Genomic DNA, 15,441 nt, shown 5'->3' on the forward strand with positions numbered 1-15,441 from the left:
TTATGATTATTTTCCGAATTTCAACTGATAATACCGGGCCAGGAAACGCATTCCGAACGACGTACCCACATCGCGCTGTGTCAGCCAGATACGTCCCTTTTTCGTCCGCATCCGCGTATTGACCACGGCCCCCCTCAGATTGGGGTCGGGATGGTCCTGCGCGTAGCGGTTCGTGACGAGCCACCGGGCGCTCCGTTCGTAGTGGGGAACGAACTCCTCGTACCCGTAACCGGCCAGACGCATCCACAACAGCCCCGCGAAAGCCGTGGCCGACCCGCAGACCGACCCTTTGTCCGAGGGTTTGCCGTCGACATAGTTGACATAGAAAATCGTGCCGTCCTTCTTCTGCACCCGGGCATAGAGACGGACCGTGCGGGCCGCAGCCTCCAGGTAACGTTTGTCCCCGGTCAGGTCGTACCCCTCGAGCAGCGACTCGGCGTACCACAGGTTGAAACGCGGGTGGAACGAATTCTCGGCCTTCGTGTTGGGCACGTAATCCATCCACACGCCGTCGGGACTCTGTTTCTCCACCAGCGAATTGCACAGCAGGATATGGGCATCGCGGAAGCGCCTGTCTTCCGAGAACTCGTAAGCGTCCTTGAAAGGCGACCCTTCGGTGTTGGGACGCGACACGTCCTCGATCGACTGGTTCTTCTTCTCCTTGTGGAACGGACTGTGCTCCTTGAGCACCTTGCCCGTCTTGAGGTCAATCACATCGTAGCACACGCCCTCCTCGGGGTTGTAGGTGTTTTCCAACAGCCATTTGGCGGCGGAAGTGGCCACCCGCGCATATTTCCCGTCGCCGGTCACCCGCGTCAGCTCGAAAATGCCGGGCGTGCCGTCCGACGTGGTGGCGAAGACGATCTCATCGTTCCCCATCACATCGCCGTGCGTGGCGGCCACCATACCCTTGAGCACCGGATGGTCCTTGATCTCCAGGCCGATCCACCAGTCGCCCGCCCGCTTCGCGGCGTCGAGGTACTTCTGGTTTCCCGTCACCTTGTAGCTCTCCAGAAGCCCCAGGATCACCTGACCCGTATGCCACGGCTCCTCGTAGGGAAACCACCGGCCGAGGGTCAGGTTGTAGTCGCAGCGCGACTTGCCCTCCTTGTCCAGCAGCACGTCGGCCGCATAGACCGAACATTCGTTCAGTGCCTTGAGCACCTCCTCCTTCGTCGGCTCCTGTCCGAATGCCGAACCGCCCAGCAACAGGCAGAGACAACTCACGATCGCTCTTTTCATATCATTCAATTTCAGGTTACTGTATCCGGTATTTCTGTTTGTGGGCCTGGATTTCCCGGCCGTCGATCCGCAGCGAGAACTTCCACTCGTTGACCAGCTGCTTCGACTTGACGATCAGCCGGTTGTTCCCCTCCTTCAGTTTCAGCGGCACGGAGTACTTGTCCGCCGTGAATTCGAGTTCCCGTCCGCTGCGGAACACCCGCTCCCCGTTCAGGATCACCTCCGCCTCGCCGCTGCATCCGAACAGGGCCGTCACCTCCTGCGCCTCGGGCGAGATGATGACCGCCGTCGCATAGGCCAGCGCATTCTGGTCGGAGTTATACCGCTGGTTGAAATCCATCGTGAAACCGTTGGGCGAGATCGTCCGCGTCCAGATGTATCCCTTGTCCCCGATCTGGAACCGCTCGCCCGGAATCGGGTCGGCCTTCAGCTCCCCGCCCACCGGAGCCAGCGGATCGTCGTCGATGTCGTCCGTAAAGGTTCCGCAGAAGAGCCACGTACCGAAATAGTCGCTGTTGATATCGCGCACCACCAGTCCGCACTCCCTGGCAGAAGCGGGTTTCCCGTCGCTGTCAATGGCGTTCACGGCCCCGACGATGCAGTCGCGCAGCCGTCCGATCTGTTTGCGCTTGTCGGCATACCCGGCCAGCCCCCGGTCGAGGAAATAGGACTGGTTCTCGGTCAGCCACAGACGGGTGTAGAGTTCCTCCAGCCGGGCCGCCTGCCGGGCGATCTCCTCCACCCGGGGCAGCAGAGCCACCAGTTCGGCCCGGGCGCCCTCGGGGTCGGAAGCCGCCCGCTCCGCCGCCTTGCCGTACGCCCCGGCGATACGGGCCACACCCTGCCGGCTGTCCACCAGGAAGCGGTACTGTCCGAGCGTATAGCCGAACGTCTCCATATCGAACTCATTCCTCTCCACGCGAATCCGCGCGGCCAGGGCCTCGGCCTCCCGCAGCACGGAATCCACCCGAGCCCACTGTCCGAGGTTGACCGACACCTCTCCGCCGGGCTCCGGCACGAAACGGTCGTCGAACACCTTGTTATTCATCTGATAGGTGATCCCGATCCGAGTCAGCTCCAGCAACTTGTCCATCGCACGCACGAAACCGGCATCGGAACGTCCGTAGCGGTTCCGCTCGAAGCGTGCGTCGAACTCCTCCTTCGGAGCCGTCTCCCCCACGTTCCACATGGTCTCGCCGCCGAGCGCGACGCCGTAAGTCATCGCCCCGAAGTTATGCAGCGCCCCGTCGTCCCACGAGGTGAGGATCGCCCCCTCGGCCCCGGCGGCATATCCCTCGCGGATAAAGCGCATGTTCTCGCGCACCACCTGCATCTCGGGAATCGTCCGCAGTGCGGTCACGATACCGGGGCAGACCATGAAGTGCGCCTTCTCCCGGGCGAAGGGCTCGATCCACGCCCTGAAATCGGGCAGATCACTGTAATTCCACGGCAGATAGACCACGTCGCGGGGCAGTTCCTTAATAAGATGAGGGTATTTCATCACGATGTCGCCCCAGAGCATCATTGTCTTGCCCTTGGCCTTGAGCACGTCATACAGGAACCGGACGTGGTCGGCATAGAAGCGGTCGGCCCCCACCCGGGCCACGTATTCGCGTGAACGGCCCTTGGCCAGGTCCCAGGTCTCGTCGCAGTTGACGTTGAAATATTTCGAGGAGAAATTGTCGCTCAGCTCTTCGAGCACCGCTTTCAGAAACTTGCGGGCCTCCGGGTCGAGCGGAGAAATGAGCGACGGGGTCTCCCCCATCGGCGCGTAGCGCGGCAGAGCGAGGATATTCTCAAAGTGGCCGAAACTCTGGAACCCGCCGATCACCTCCATGTTGTAACGGGCCGCATAGCGGCATATTTCGCGTACCTCCTCCATCGTGAAATGCCCGTTGACCGGCGCGAAGTCGGGATAGGAAGGCACCTTCACGATGTGCTCGATATAGAAAGTCAGGTCCGTGTATTTCCATTCGGCCAGCTGGCGGATCTGCCGTTTCACCTCGCCGAGGTTGGAAAGCGGCCCCCGGCTGATGTCGTCGAAAAAGACGCGGACCGGCATGTCGGGCCAGTCGGCCACCTTCGCCCGGCCGGACCATCCGTCCCTCAGCAGCTGTTTGACCGATTGCAGGCCGTAATAGATGCCCCGCGGCGTACGGGCCGTAAGCGATGCGCGATCCCGGTCGAAAGAGAGCAGGTATCCCTGCGTGCCGATGCTGTCGGCATAGGGGGCGAGGAAAGTCTCGCCGGCTCCCTTCAGAGCCCGGCGCAGCGAAGAGGCTTTCTCCGTCACCCGGCACTCCACGACGAACGTTCCCCCGGCCCCGGAGACGGCCAGCGCCGCAAGTTCCTCCTCCACGGCTGCGGTCAGCGAATCGGCCACTCCCTCCTTGCGGATTTCGATACGGCCGTACTCCGCCGCCACGCCCGGGTCGGCCTCCGCTGCGGCCGCCTGCGGGAGGGGCAGCAACGGAAGCCGTGCCGGAGCGGCTGCACGGGCCGAAAACAGACCCGATGCAAACAGAATCAGTCCAACTATATAAACCCGTTTCAATACCATAATATCTCTCTATTTCTCTTCGATTCCGGAACAATCTTTCTCCGCGACCTCCACGCCCTGCGCACGGCCCTCGGCACGCAACCCGTCCAAAACCGCGCCGTGCACGTCATCCAGAACGACCGTGGGACGGGCGTCGCCGCCCTTCAGTTCGAAAACCACGTCGCGCAGTCCGATATTCTTCGCGTGGCGCACGTAAAGTCCCCACGAAGGCAGGTTCCCGAACATCGTCGATTCGGGATACATCGTCTCGTGCTCCTCGACCGGAGCCGCCGCATCCGCCGCACTGCCTCCGCCCGCGCAGACGAAACGGCAGCCGGACAGGGTGATCCCCTCGACGTAAGCGCCCGGGACACCCGTCACCGAGCAGCTCACCGGGCTCGACGAACGGGCCACCAGGTTCGAGATACGCACACCGCGCATCGAACCCACGCCCGGTTCCGGCGCCCCGTCGTAATGTTTGCGGGCCCGGTTGCCCAGACGGATGAAGAGCGGCACGCGGGGACCGTCGATCACCACGTTCGAGATGGTCACGTTCTCCATCACGCCGCCGTCCACCACCTCCAGCGCCAGCCCGGCCGTCCCCTCGGGAAAGCCGTAGATCGTATTCTTACAGGCCGATTCGCGGATCACGCAGTTGGCGATCGTCACGTTGCGGAACCCGGCCGTGGTCTCCGTGCCGAACTTCAGCGCGTTGCAATGGCTGCTCAGGATGCAGTCCGACACCGTGATGTTCTCACTGACACGGTCGCAGGTGCTCTTGAAGGTGATCCCGTCGTCGTCCGTGTCGCCGATCACCCCGCGGATCACCACGTCGCGGCATCCGTCAATGTCGATCATGTCGTTATTCTTGTTCGAGTGGTTGAAGACCGTAATGTTCTCGATCCGGAGCCGGTCGCAGCGGATGTAGGACTGCATCCACATGGCCGAATTCTGCAGCCGCACGTCGCGCACCCGCACATCCTCGCATCCCGCGATCCACAGCAGGTAGGGCCGGTCGCGGTAACGGTCCGGTTTTTTGGTCGTGGTCTTGGCAAAGGCGGGCGATCCTCCCTGGCCGTCGATCACCCCGCCGCCCTCGATGCCGATATTTTTCGCATTGTGGGCGAATATCAGCGACTGGTAGACCCACGTGTCGCCGTAAAAACGGAAATCGAGCCGCTGGTGCGGATAATCCGCCACGTCGGTCGAACCCAGCAACCGCGCACCCCGTTCCACCACCAGCGTCACGTTGTCCTTCAGGCGGATCGTCCCCGAGAGAAAATCCCCTCCGGAGAGCACCACCCGGCCCCCGCCGCGGGTACAGCGGTCCACGGCGGCCTGAATAGCCTTCGTGTCGAGCGAAATGCCGTCGCCCCGGGCCCCAAAGTCACGCACGTCGTAATCGGCGGCATACGCTCCCGCGACCGCCGCCGCACCTGCCAGCAGGCAGACGGCCGTCCGTTTAAAAAATCCCATACTCCTCGTTTTTCCGTTCGATCCAGCGGGCCGTTTTCAGATAGGCCTCGTCGATATTTTCGATTCCGCTCTCGTCGCCCCCCACGTCGATGGAGAGCTGCCCCGAAAAGCCGATCCGTTTCAGCGCCGAGAAGAACATGTCCCAGTCGATCGCACCGTCCCCGGCAGCCAGATGCTCCACCCGCTGACCGTGGTTGTCCGATATATGGATATAGTCCAGTTCACCGCCCAGTTTGAGCAGGCCCAGCGAGAGGTTTTCCCGCACGAAGAACTGGTTGGCGGTGTCGAAATTGAACCGCAGGTTCTCGCGTCCCACGGCATCCCGCAGGCGGAGGAACCCGTCCGTCGTCTCGGTCAGCGACCCCGTACAGGGATGCAGGTAGTAGCGGAGCCCGTATCCGGCAGCGATGTCGCAGGCCGCCCGGAGCACCTCCGCCAGCGCTTTCCAGTACTCACCCCACACCAGCGAAGCGGGCAGCCCCACGTTGCGGAGCACCTCCTGCGAATAGTGGCGGTGTATCGGCATGTCGGGCGGAAAGGCATAGGGCACCAGGGGACCGTTATCGAGCACAGCCCCGGCACCGAGCGCCGCGGCCGTCTCGCACCCCATTTCGAACGTCTCGAGACTCCTGCGCCGCACGGCCGCGTCCGCCGACCCCAGACCGGGCAGCACCGTGCAGAACACGGGCAACGAAAGCCCCCGGGCCTCGATCGCCGCGCGGATCGCCCCGCGGTCGGCATACACCCGGGCCAGGTGGTCGGCCCCGATCCCCTCCAGCTCGATGGACCGGAAACCCAGGTCGGCCATCTCGTTCACATAACGCACCATTCCCTCCGCGGCGGGCGGATAGCCGTAGCGGGTGATCGAATAGAGAAACGCACAGGTAATGTGGGGATTGAAACGCTCCCCGGCCGGCTGTGCGGCGGCGAACTTCTGCGAATCGAACGAACCGTTCATGACATCTACATGTTAAATATTCCCATAATGCCGACCACGGCGATCACCACCGAAAAGATCAGCACGATCCAATACATGACATTGTCGCGCAGCGTGGCTTTGTATTCGCCCATCTCCGAACGTTTGTTGAGCAGAATCATCATCAGCGCCACCACCAGCGGCGTGGCGATGATGGCCAGCGTCTGCGAGAAGATCATCACCCCCACGGGACTGCCGCCGAACACCGGCACCACCAATCCGCACAGCGTGCAGACCAGCACGATGATCCGCACCCAGGGACGGGTGAGGTCGCGCTTGATGCCCATGTAATCCGAGAAGAGCCACGGGGCCAGAATGATGATCGGGAAGAGCGACGAAAGACCCGCCGCCACGATACCCGCCACGAAAGCCGACACGGCCAGACGGCCGGCCAGCGGCTCCATCAGTTTCACCATGTCGATGGCGTTGTCCACTTTCAGCCCCAGCGGAAACATCGTCCCGGCCGCACAGGCCATCACGGCGAAACTCAGGAAGAACATCAGCGAAACGGAGACACGGGCGTCGCGCTTCTGGAGCTTCATGTCCTCGATCTTCCACCCCTTCTCGCTCACCAGGATCGAACGCACCACGTAGAGAATCCCTCCCATCGTGGTGCCCACCATGCCGGCCACGATCATAAAGGCGTTCGAATCGTCCGGAATGCGGGGCACGAGCCCCTCGATAATATCCACGGGATGCGGGATCACCATGAACATCGTCAGCAGGAAAGCCGCCCCCATGATGAAAACGAAAATGCTGAGAATCTTCTCGAAGAAGCTCTGCTTTCCCTGCCAGAAGATATAGTAGAGGAGCGCACAGAAGAAGAGCGCCATCCAGAACATGCTGAATCCCTCTCCGTCCGCCGTGAGCGGCCTCGACCACTCCTGAAGCACCTGCGTCACCACGCCCATCACGCCCATGCAGGAGACCACCTCGCCGAAGAGCAGCGAAAGCATGATGAAAATGGTGACCGGCCGTCCGAAATTGTTCCGGAACCCCCACAGGGCGGTCTGCCCCGTCACCATCGTATAGCGGCTGAAAGCGATGATAAGCACGTAGGTGAAGATACACGAGAGCAGCAGGGCCCACGTCATGGTCATGTTGTAAGCGGCTCCCGCGGAAGCCATCGTCGTGATGCTTCCTGTACCGATATTATATCCGATCAGAAATATACCGGGGGCGATCGTCGCCCAGAACGCTGCGGTTTTCTTCAGAAACTGGCCCATAAGTCAGATATATATTTGTTTTAGGTTGACCGTGCGAAACCGTGTATTAAGGAATGTATTTATTAAAAATAATTAATATATCGAAATTCCATTATCGGCAATACACTAATTACAAGATGAATACATTCGAAGAACCTTTAAAAATACAACCGTGTTCGAACACAAATGTAATTTATTTTTTATTATATTTGCAAAAAAGTAATGATTTTTTTCATCAAGAAACCCGCCACAAACAACCTAAAACACTATGAAACAACCCATTAAAAAAACAAGACACTCATCGGGCACAATCCTCCGCACACTCGTGCTTCCGCTGGCGTGTCTGGTATGCGCCTGCACCTCCTCCCGGATCGACCCCATCGGATACGCCCGGCTGGCTGCGGACAGAATCGTACGGGACGCCGTGTTCGAAGTGGAACGCATGCCGCAGAAAGGTTACGGATGTCCGGCCGTTGCAGACTGCGTAACATACGGAGATACAACGAGAATCGGAGTGAATCCCCCTGTCGGGGCGGCTCCTTCCTCAGCCCGGGGGACGATCGTCGCCGGAGCCGACAGCCTCTACCTCGTCGGCTTCACCTCCACCCGTGACGCCGTGGTGCGGATCAACGGCCGTGTCGTGTTCAAAGACACGGCGCCCGGCCCCGCCTTTCCGCACGAAATCGCCTATGGCATCTACGAATTTCCGTACACGGCCTCCGTGCCGCTGAAAAAAGGAACGAACACGCTGGAGATCGTGACGGCCGGCAAAGCCTCCGTCGGCATCCTGGACCGGGAGGGATTCCCGGCCGCCGGCACGGAGTGTTCGATCGCGGAATACACCGATCCGCAGGGCACCGTGCACACCCCGTCACCGCTGACCGAATACCGCATCCCGATCGCCGAAGGGGCCCCGTTCCGCAAACACCCCTACACCGAATGGCACTATGCCAACGGCACCACGATGTTCGGCATGCTGGCGCTGGCCGACGTCACGGGCGATTCGACCTATTACGACCTGGCGGAACGCTTCTGCCGCTTCACGCTGGAGAACACGCCGCTCTACGCCCGCCAGTATTACGGACAGAACTCGCTGCGTACCCAGAATTTCCGGATGTTCCGTCTCTCGATGCTCGACGATTCGAGTGCGCCGGCCCTGCCCCTGCTCGAGGAGCGCCTGCGCGGCGTCCTGCAGCCCGGCGAGTGCGACACGCTGCTGGAGCGCGTCTGCCGCTTCGTCATGGAAGAGCAGCCCCGCCTGCCCGACGGGACCTTCGTGCGGCCCGAACCCAAGTGGACGATCTGGGCGGACGACCTTTTCATGAGCGCCCCCTTCCTCCTGCGCTGGGCCCGGCTCACGGGCGACGACACCTATCGGGAAGAGGCCGTCCGGCAGGTATTCGCCTACGACCGCTACCTCTACGATTCGGTGACCGGGCTCTATCACCACGGCTGGAACGCCTCTCTCGGCGAACCGCGCGGCGTGCATTGGGGCCGGGCCAACGGCTGGGTGGCATGGGCCGTTTCGGAGACCCTTTCGGCCCTGCCGGAAGAACATCCCGCCTTCGGCAAAATCCGGGAACTCCACCGCCGCCATCTGGCCAAGGTGTGCGAATACCAGACCGAGAACGGCCTGTGGCATCAGATACTCGACGACACGACCTCCTACACGGAGACTTCGGCCAGCGCCATTTTCGTGATGGCGATGGCGCGGGGCATCCGGCGGGGTTGGCTCGACGAGTCGTTCCGCGACAACGCCCTGCGGGGCTGGAGCGGTGTGGAAAGCCGCATCGACCCGACGACGGGCGTCGTGTCGGGCATCTGCCAAAGCACGGCCATCGGACCCGACCCGCAGTTCTACAAAGAGCGCAAAACGCCGCCCAGCGACCCGCGCGGCATGGGAGCCGTGCTGACGGCCGCCACCGAAGTGGAACGGATGCTCCGCGGCGACGACAAATAGAGATAATATAACAACGTATAACCGATAACGATACCCGAATATGACACGAAAACTTTTCCGCGCGACAGCCGCAACAGCCGTTTGCCTGCTGGCCGTCGCCTGCACGGAGGCCCGGAAAGCGGCTCCGGAACGGATCGTCTACACCGACTCGCTGACCGGCAACGAAGTCTGGCAGATCACCTCGGACGACTCGATGAGCAACATGAGTTACTTCGAGGCCCAGAGTTTCACGGCCGACGACAAATACGCGGTGTTCAAGAGCCGCCGGGGCGACGGCCGATGGAAGCTCTTCCGCTCGTCGATGGCCGACGGCACGGTCTCCCCCCTGAGCGACCGCACGGCCGCCGGTTCGTACACCGTCCACCCCAACGGCCGCGAAGTCTGCTTCCTGGACAGCGGCATCGTCTGGGCCGTCGACGTGGAGACGCTGGCCGAACGTCCCCTGCTCGACACCCGCGGGACGATCGAGGGCGACGACGTCCGTTTCTCCTCCTCGTTCACGGCGGACGGCCATTACACCCTGCTCTCCTCCAACACCGAGGGCATCGGGACCGAAATCTACCGTGCCTATCTGCCCGAAGGACGCATCGAGAAGATATACACTGTGCCCACCCGCTGTTCGCACCCGCTGCTGAACCCGGTCGATCCGAACATCGTCACCTTCGTTCCCTACCCCGACCGGCAGAACGACTTCTCGCTCAGCCTCCAGGAGCGGGCCCGCACCTGGATCATCCGCCTCACGGAAGAGGGGGACGGCTCGCTGAAGGCCGACGCACGTCCGTTCCTGATGATGCCCGAGGGCTTCCGCGCCACCCACGAAACGTGGTCGGCCGACGGGGAGCGCTTCTATTTCTTCCGCAAACAGGTGCGCAGGGACCTGAAATACTTCAAGCCCGTCTCCGTCTGCTCGGTGGACAAAAACGGGGAAGACCTGAAGGTCTACTACTCGAACGATACGGTCAAACTGGGCCACGGACTGGCCTCGCGCGACCAGAAGTGGTTCATCGCCGACTCGCAGGACCCGCGGACCAACCCCCTCTTCCTGATCAATCTGGAGACGGGCGAGGCGCGGATCATCTGCTGGCCCAATTCGAGCCAGACCACCTCGTCGCAGTATTTCCACGTACATCCCTCGATCAGCGCCTCGGGCCGTTACGTGGCCTTCACCTCCGACCGGAACACCGGAACGCCGCAGGCATTCGTGATTCCCATCGGGAAACTGACCGGGCAAGAATGACAGAAAAGAGGTGCCCGGCCCCCGCTGTCCGGGCGCCCCTTTTCATATTAATAGATAATATAGTAATTTTGCCGAAAAAACGAATGCCGTGACCAAACGATACCGGATTAAAGACATAGCCCAGATGGCTGGCGTCTCGGCCGGGACCGTGGACCGTGTCATCCACAACCGGGGCGACGTTTCGCCCGAAAGCCGGCTCAAGGTGGAGGAGATCCTGCGGAAAATCGACTACCAGCCCAGCCTCTCCCTCTCATCCATCGGAGTGAAGAAACAGTACACCCTGTTCGCCGTACTGCCCCAGTTCACCCGGGGCGAATACTGGGAGCAGATCGAGGCGGGCGTGAAACGGGCCGTCTTCGAATTTTCGAATGCCCGGCTGAAACTCCGTTTCTTCTACTACGACCAGTTCGACCTCTTCTCGTGCCGCAGAGCCTTCACGGAGGCATCGGCCCAGAAGTGCGACGCCGTACTGATCGGTGCCACGTTCCACGACGAGGCGATGCACTTCACCAGCCAGCTCTCCAACCGGGGAATACCCTATGTCTTCGTGGACACTTTCGTGAACAACACGGAGCCGATCGCCTTCTTCGGGCCCCACTCCCACCTGAGCGGCTATGTGGAGGCGAAAATCCTGCTCAGCATGATCGAACCGGGACGCGACATCGCCGTATTCCAGGCCTGCCGCATCGGCAACGAGAGTTCCACGCAGACCATTCCCCGCAAGTACGGCTTCATGTCCTGCATCAAGGAACGTTCGCCCGAAACGAAGATCGTCTTCGCCCAATACTACAACTCGGACATCCCCGCCAGCTGGGAGATGATGGACCGCTTCTTCGACGAGAACCGGAACGTGGGAGGCGCCGTCGTCCTCAACTCGCGGGCCTACATCGTGGGCGGGTACCTGCGCGACCGGAAGATCAAAGACATTCGCCTGGTAGGCTGCGGGGCCATCGAGCCGAACGTGGCGCTGCTCAAGGAGGGTTACATCTCCTGCCTGATCGCCGAACGGCCCGAATACCAGGGCTACATGGGCGTCCGGACCCTGCTCGAATACCTGCTCTACAACAAGCGGAGCGAGGTGGCCAACTACACGCCCATCGACATCATCATCCCGGAGAACGTGGATTTCTACCTCAACGTCCAGTAACCGGACCCCGCGGAGGAAAACGGCACGGGGATTGAAGCGACTCTCCGTACACACCAAAACATTCTGCCATGTATTTCCTCTGGTATATTCTGATCGGACTGGTGGCCGGCTACGTGGCCGGCGTGCTGGTCAAAGGCAGCGGCTCCGGCCTGCTGGTCAACATCGTCGTCGGCATCGTGGGCGGCGTGCTCGGCGGCTGGATTCTGAGCCTGTTCGGCGTGCTGGCCGTAGGCACGATCGGCAGCCTCTTCACGGCGGTGATCGGGTCGATCGTCCTGCTGTGGATCGTCGCCCTGCTCTCGCCGCGCAAACGCAGATAACGCGCCCCCTCCCGTCCCCGGGCCCCCGTTCCGGCGGAAACGCGACGGAAAAGAGGCCGATCGGGGGTGCGGAATGCAAATCGGAGGTGATTTCGGACGATTTTTGAGCGGGAATTATTATCTTCGCGCAAAATCTGTCGCCGTATGATCACATTTCTGATTTGCATCGCGCTGCTGGTCGCCTCGTACTTCACGTACGGGAAGTATCTGGAGCGTACGTTCGGTGCCGACAAGAACCGGGCGGTACCTTCGAAAACCCACTTCGACGGGGTGGACTACGTGCCCATGCCCAAGTGGAAAACGTTCCTCATCCAGCTGCTCAACATCGCGGGTCTGGGTCCCATCTTCGGCGCCGTGCTGGGCGCCGCCTACGGTCCCGTGGCCTTCATCTGGATCACGCTGGGAGGCATCTTCTTCGGGGCGGCCCACGACTACCTGTCGGGCATGATCTCCGTGGAGAACAAGGGGCTGAGCTACCCCGAAATCGTCGGCAAATTCCTCGGCAACAACTTCAAGCAGGGCCTGCGCGTCTTCACCGTCATCCTGATGGTGCTCGTGGGAGCCGTCTTCCTGGTCGGGCCGGCGGGCATCCTGGACGGGCTGACCCCCGGCATCTCGAAAACCGCATGGGTGTGGATCATCCTCGCCTACTACGTCGTCGCCACGCTGCTGCCCATCGACAAGATCATCGGCAAAATCTACCCGCTGTTCGGAGCGGCGCTGCTCATCATGGCCGCGGGCCTCTTCTTCGTCATCTGCTTCGGCGACTACACCGTACCCGAACTGACGGGCGGCACACTGGTCAACATGCAGCCGGACACCGCCGCCTTCCCCATCTTCCCCACCCTCTTCATCACGATCGCCTGCGGGGCCCTGTCGGGCTTCCACGCCACGCAGTCACCGCTGATGGCCCGCTGCATCACCAACGAGATGCAGGGCCGCGGAGTCTTCTTCGGCGCCATGATCGCCGAGAGCGTCATCGCCATGATCTGGGCCGCCATCGCCATGGCCTTTTTCGGGGGAGTGGACCTTCTCAACAAGGAACTGGCCGCCCACGGCAGCGACGCCGCGTGGGCCGTGGACGTCATCTCGAAGACCACGCTGGGCCGGGTCGGCGGCATCCTGGCCCTGTTAGGCGTCGTGGCCGCCCCGATCTCCACGGGCGACACAGCCTTCCGCAGCGCACGGCTGATCGTGGCCGACTTCCTCGGCATGGAACAGCGTTCGTTCCTCAAGCGGCTCTATATCTGCATTCCGCTCTTCATCGTGGGATTCGTCATCACACAGCTGGAGTTCGGCGTGGTATGGCGCTACTTCGCATGGGCGAACCAGACGCTGGCCGTCGCCACGCTGTGGGCCATCACGGTCTACCTGTTCCGCCGCAGGAAAAACATCTACATCAGTCTCGTCCCGGCCGTATTCATGACCTTCATCTGTTCGGGCTACCTCTTCACGTCGCCCCAGATGATCGGCCTGCCGCGCCCCTTGGGCATGACGCTGGCCGCCGTCACGGCACTGGTTACCCTCGTCTATTTTATCGTACTGTTCAGAAAGAATGAAAGAATTGGAGCTTAAGCCCACCCCGCAGGACTGTTACCGGATCGACTACCCTGCCGGAGAGAGAGGATTCACGTTCGAAAAGGCCTGGCTGCGCTCGCAGGAGCAGGAGGCCGCCGGAGAGATCGAAGCCGCCTGCAACACACGCTACGAAGCGTTCCAGCGGCTGGCCGACCTGATCCCCGAAGAGGGCGAAACCGAACTGGAGTGGGAGGACGAGCACAACCAGAACGCCATGTTCATCCTCAACAGTTCGGCGATCGACCACTTCCTGATCGGCGATTTCGAGATGTGCGCCGCCATGCTGGAGATGCTGCTCGAGCTCGATCCGGAAGACCACCTGGAGGCCACCAAACTGCTGGCCTACTCCTATGTGGCGCTGGGCGAATACGAACTGTTCGACGAGGTCGTCAACGACATCAGCGACAAATATGCCGACAAGGAGGTGCTCAAGCTCTGGGCCGAATTCCGCCGCAACGGACGGCTGCCCGAAGGAGAACTGTTCCACTTCCGCCGGAATTTCGCCGTTTACTACCGGGAGTTCGTTTCGGACGCACACCCCGTAAGCGAGGAGTACCTGAAGGACGTGGAGAGCCCGCGGCCTTCCCGCGAGGCACTGGCCCGCGAGCTGTGGCTCCAAACCGAGCACCTGTGGACGCTCTTTCCCGGCTTTATCGAGGCTCTGAAAGCATAGTGCCGCCATGCTCTATCCGTGGGGAGATGAAAGGCGGTTCAACAGCTACGCCGGTTATTTCCGCAGGCTGCTGGGCGGCCGAGTCCAGAAGGTGACCATCAATGCCGGGTTCACCTGCCCCAACCGGGACGGGACGGTCGCCACGGGAGGCTGCACGTTCTGCAACAACGAGGCGTTCACCCCCTCCTACTGCACGCCCGACAAGACGGTCGCCACCCAGATCGCCGAAGGAATCGAGTTCCACGCCAACCGTTACCGCCGGGCCGACCGCTTCCTGGCCTACTTCCAGTCCTACTCCAACACCCATGCCCCGCTGGAGCGCCTGCGGGCCATCTACGACGAAGCGCTGCGCGATCCCCGCGTGGCCGGCATCGTGGTGGGCACGCGCCCCGACTGCGTGGACGACGGGAAACTGGACTATTTCGCCTCGCTGGCCCGCGACCGCTACGTCGCCCTCGAGTTCGGGATCGAATCGTGTTACGACCGTACGCTGCGGGCCGTCAACCGGGGCCACGATTTCGAGTGCGCCCGCCGGGCCGTGGAGGCAGCCGCCGCACGGGGGCTCCACGTGGGCGGACACTTCATCCTGGGCCTGCCGGGCGAAACCGACCGGATGCTGGTCGAACAGACCGAGCGGATCAACGCCCTGCCCCTCACCACCGTGAAGTTCCACCAGCTCCAGATTTTCCGGGGCACGCCGATGGCCGCCCGCTACGCCGCCCGGCCGGAGGAGTTCCGTTTCTGGGACCTGCCGGCCTACCTCGACCTCTTCACGGAGATTCTCCGCCGCCTCCGGCCCGACCTGGTGGTGGAACGTTTCGCGGGAGAGGCCCCGCCCCGTTACCATGTCGGCCCCACGTGGGGGCTGATCCGCAACGACCGCCTGCTGGCCCTGCTCGAAAAGCGGCTGGAGGAGCGCAATGCCTGGCAGGGAGAGCTCTACGGGGCGACAACGGCCCCCCGGCACGAATAGGCGGCAAGGAGGCGGGAGGCTCCCGCACCATTCCGCAGTCGTCATCCCCCCAAAAACACGGCCGATCTTGCCGATTCGCATAATGCGAACCCGGACACATGAACCCCCAAACGGA

At 61.9% G+C, this 15,441-nt stretch carries 12 protein-coding genes; 7 read left to right on the forward strand and 5 right to left on the reverse strand.

The window, feature by feature from the left end; translation table 11 throughout:
- Nucleotides 1-6: 6 nt before the first annotated feature.
- The 5 genes from INF32_RS08660 to INF32_RS08680 are packed head-to-tail and all read right to left on the reverse strand — an operon-like array spanning nt 7 to nt 7,459.
- Nucleotides 7-1,242 carry a beta-L-arabinofuranosidase domain-containing protein gene (locus tag INF32_RS08660; protein WP_226387940.1) on the reverse strand — a complete coding sequence of 412 codons (1,236 nt, stop codon included), beginning with the start codon at nt 1,240-1,242 and terminating at the stop codon, nt 7-9.
- Nucleotides 1,243-1,258: 16 nt separating this feature from the next.
- Nucleotides 1,259-3,802 (reverse strand): family 20 glycosylhydrolase, encoded by a 2,544-nt coding sequence (locus INF32_RS08665; protein WP_226387941.1) that lies wholly within the window; start codon nt 3,800-3,802, stop codon nt 1,259-1,261.
- Between the two features lie 9 nt (nt 3,803-3,811).
- Nucleotides 3,812-5,257 carry a glycoside hydrolase family 28 protein gene (locus INF32_RS08670; protein WP_226387942.1) on the reverse strand — a complete coding sequence of 482 codons (1,446 nt, stop codon included), beginning with the start codon at nt 5,255-5,257 and terminating at the stop codon, nt 3,812-3,814.
- Nucleotides 5,244-6,215: a sugar phosphate isomerase/epimerase family protein gene (locus INF32_RS08675; RefSeq protein WP_226387943.1), complete on the reverse strand. Its 972-nt coding sequence runs from the start codon at nt 6,213-6,215 to the stop codon at nt 5,244-5,246. The genes INF32_RS08670 and INF32_RS08675 overlap by 14 nt, the downstream gene beginning before the upstream one ends.
- Nucleotides 6,216-6,220: 5 nt before the next feature.
- The gene (locus INF32_RS08680) at nt 6,221-7,459 is read right to left on the reverse strand and encodes an Nramp family divalent metal transporter (RefSeq protein ID WP_226387944.1); all 1,239 of its coding nucleotides are present in this window, start codon (nt 7,457-7,459) and stop codon (nt 6,221-6,223) included.
- A gap of 247 nt (nt 7,460-7,706) precedes the next feature.
- Here INF32_RS08680 and INF32_RS08685 point away from each other — a divergent pair, with 247 nt between their 5' ends.
- The 7 genes from INF32_RS08685 to INF32_RS08715 all read left to right on the forward strand — a co-directional run bounded on the left by INF32_RS08685 (nt 7,707) and on the right by INF32_RS08715 (nt 15,326).
- A complete protein-coding gene (locus INF32_RS08685; RefSeq protein ID WP_226387945.1) occupies nt 7,707-9,398 on the forward strand; it encodes a glycoside hydrolase family 88/105 protein in 1,692 nt (563 codons plus the stop codon).
- 40 nt (nt 9,399-9,438) lie between these two features.
- Nucleotides 9,439-10,635, forward strand: coding sequence for a TolB family protein (locus INF32_RS08690; protein WP_226387946.1), 1,197 nt, complete (start codon nt 9,439-9,441; stop codon nt 10,633-10,635).
- A gap of 88 nt (nt 10,636-10,723) precedes the next feature.
- Nucleotides 10,724-11,782, forward strand: coding sequence for a substrate-binding domain-containing protein (locus INF32_RS08695; protein WP_226387947.1), 1,059 nt, complete (start codon nt 10,724-10,726; stop codon nt 11,780-11,782).
- A 68-nt stretch (nt 11,783-11,850) separates the two neighbouring features.
- The gene (locus INF32_RS08700; protein WP_226387948.1) at nt 11,851-12,102 is read left to right on the forward strand and encodes a GlsB/YeaQ/YmgE family stress response membrane protein; all 252 of its coding nucleotides are present in this window, start codon (nt 11,851-11,853) and stop codon (nt 12,100-12,102) included.
- A gap of 144 nt (nt 12,103-12,246) precedes the next feature.
- Nucleotides 12,247-13,677 carry a carbon starvation CstA family protein gene (locus INF32_RS08705; protein ID WP_226387949.1) on the forward strand — a complete coding sequence of 477 codons (1,431 nt, stop codon included), beginning with the start codon at nt 12,247-12,249 and terminating at the stop codon, nt 13,675-13,677.
- Complete coding sequence (locus INF32_RS08710) at nt 13,658-14,353, forward strand: tetratricopeptide repeat protein (RefSeq protein WP_226387950.1); 696 nt, start codon at nt 13,658-13,660, stop codon at nt 14,351-14,353. Before INF32_RS08705 ends, INF32_RS08710 begins: the two co-directional genes overlap by 20 nt.
- Nucleotides 14,354-14,360: 7 nt before the next feature.
- Entirely contained in the window at nt 14,361-15,326 is a 966-nt protein-coding gene (locus tag INF32_RS08715; RefSeq protein WP_226387951.1) for a TIGR01212 family radical SAM protein, read from the forward strand.
- The last annotated feature ends 115 nt before the right edge of the window (nt 15,327-15,441 follow it).

It is taken from the genome of Gallalistipes aquisgranensis (assembly GCF_014982715.1).
GTDB classification, from domain to species: Bacteria; Bacteroidota; Bacteroidia; order Bacteroidales; family Rikenellaceae; genus Gallalistipes; species Gallalistipes aquisgranensis.

Coding starts and splice junctions, on each gene's coding strand:
- INF32_RS08670 (WP_226387942.1), bottom strand. CDS start 5,257: ATGGGATTTTTTAAACGGACGGCCGTCTGCCTGCTGGCAGGTGCGGCG.
- INF32_RS08715 (WP_226387951.1), top strand. CDS start 14,361: ATGCTCTATCCGTGGGGAGATGAAAGGCGGTTCAACAGCTACGCCGGT.
- INF32_RS08685 (WP_226387945.1), top strand. CDS start 7,707: ATGAAACAACCCATTAAAAAAACAAGACACTCATCGGGCACAATCCTC.
- INF32_RS08710 (WP_226387950.1), top strand. CDS start 13,658: ATGAAAGAATTGGAGCTTAAGCCCACCCCGCAGGACTGTTACCGGATC.
- INF32_RS08690 (WP_226387946.1), top strand. CDS start 9,439: ATGACACGAAAACTTTTCCGCGCGACAGCCGCAACAGCCGTTTGCCTG.
- INF32_RS08665 (WP_226387941.1), bottom strand. CDS start 3,802: ATGGTATTGAAACGGGTTTATATAGTTGGACTGATTCTGTTTGCATCG.
- INF32_RS08700 (WP_226387948.1), top strand. CDS start 11,851: ATGTATTTCCTCTGGTATATTCTGATCGGACTGGTGGCCGGCTACGTG.
- INF32_RS08660 (WP_226387940.1), bottom strand. CDS start 1,242: ATGAAAAGAGCGATCGTGAGTTGTCTCTGCCTGTTGCTGGGCGGTTCG.
- INF32_RS08680 (WP_226387944.1), bottom strand. CDS start 7,459: ATGGGCCAGTTTCTGAAGAAAACCGCAGCGTTCTGGGCGACGATCGCC.
- INF32_RS08675 (WP_226387943.1), bottom strand. CDS start 6,215: ATGAACGGTTCGTTCGATTCGCAGAAGTTCGCCGCCGCACAGCCGGCC.
- INF32_RS08705 (WP_226387949.1), top strand. CDS start 12,247: ATGATCACATTTCTGATTTGCATCGCGCTGCTGGTCGCCTCGTACTTC.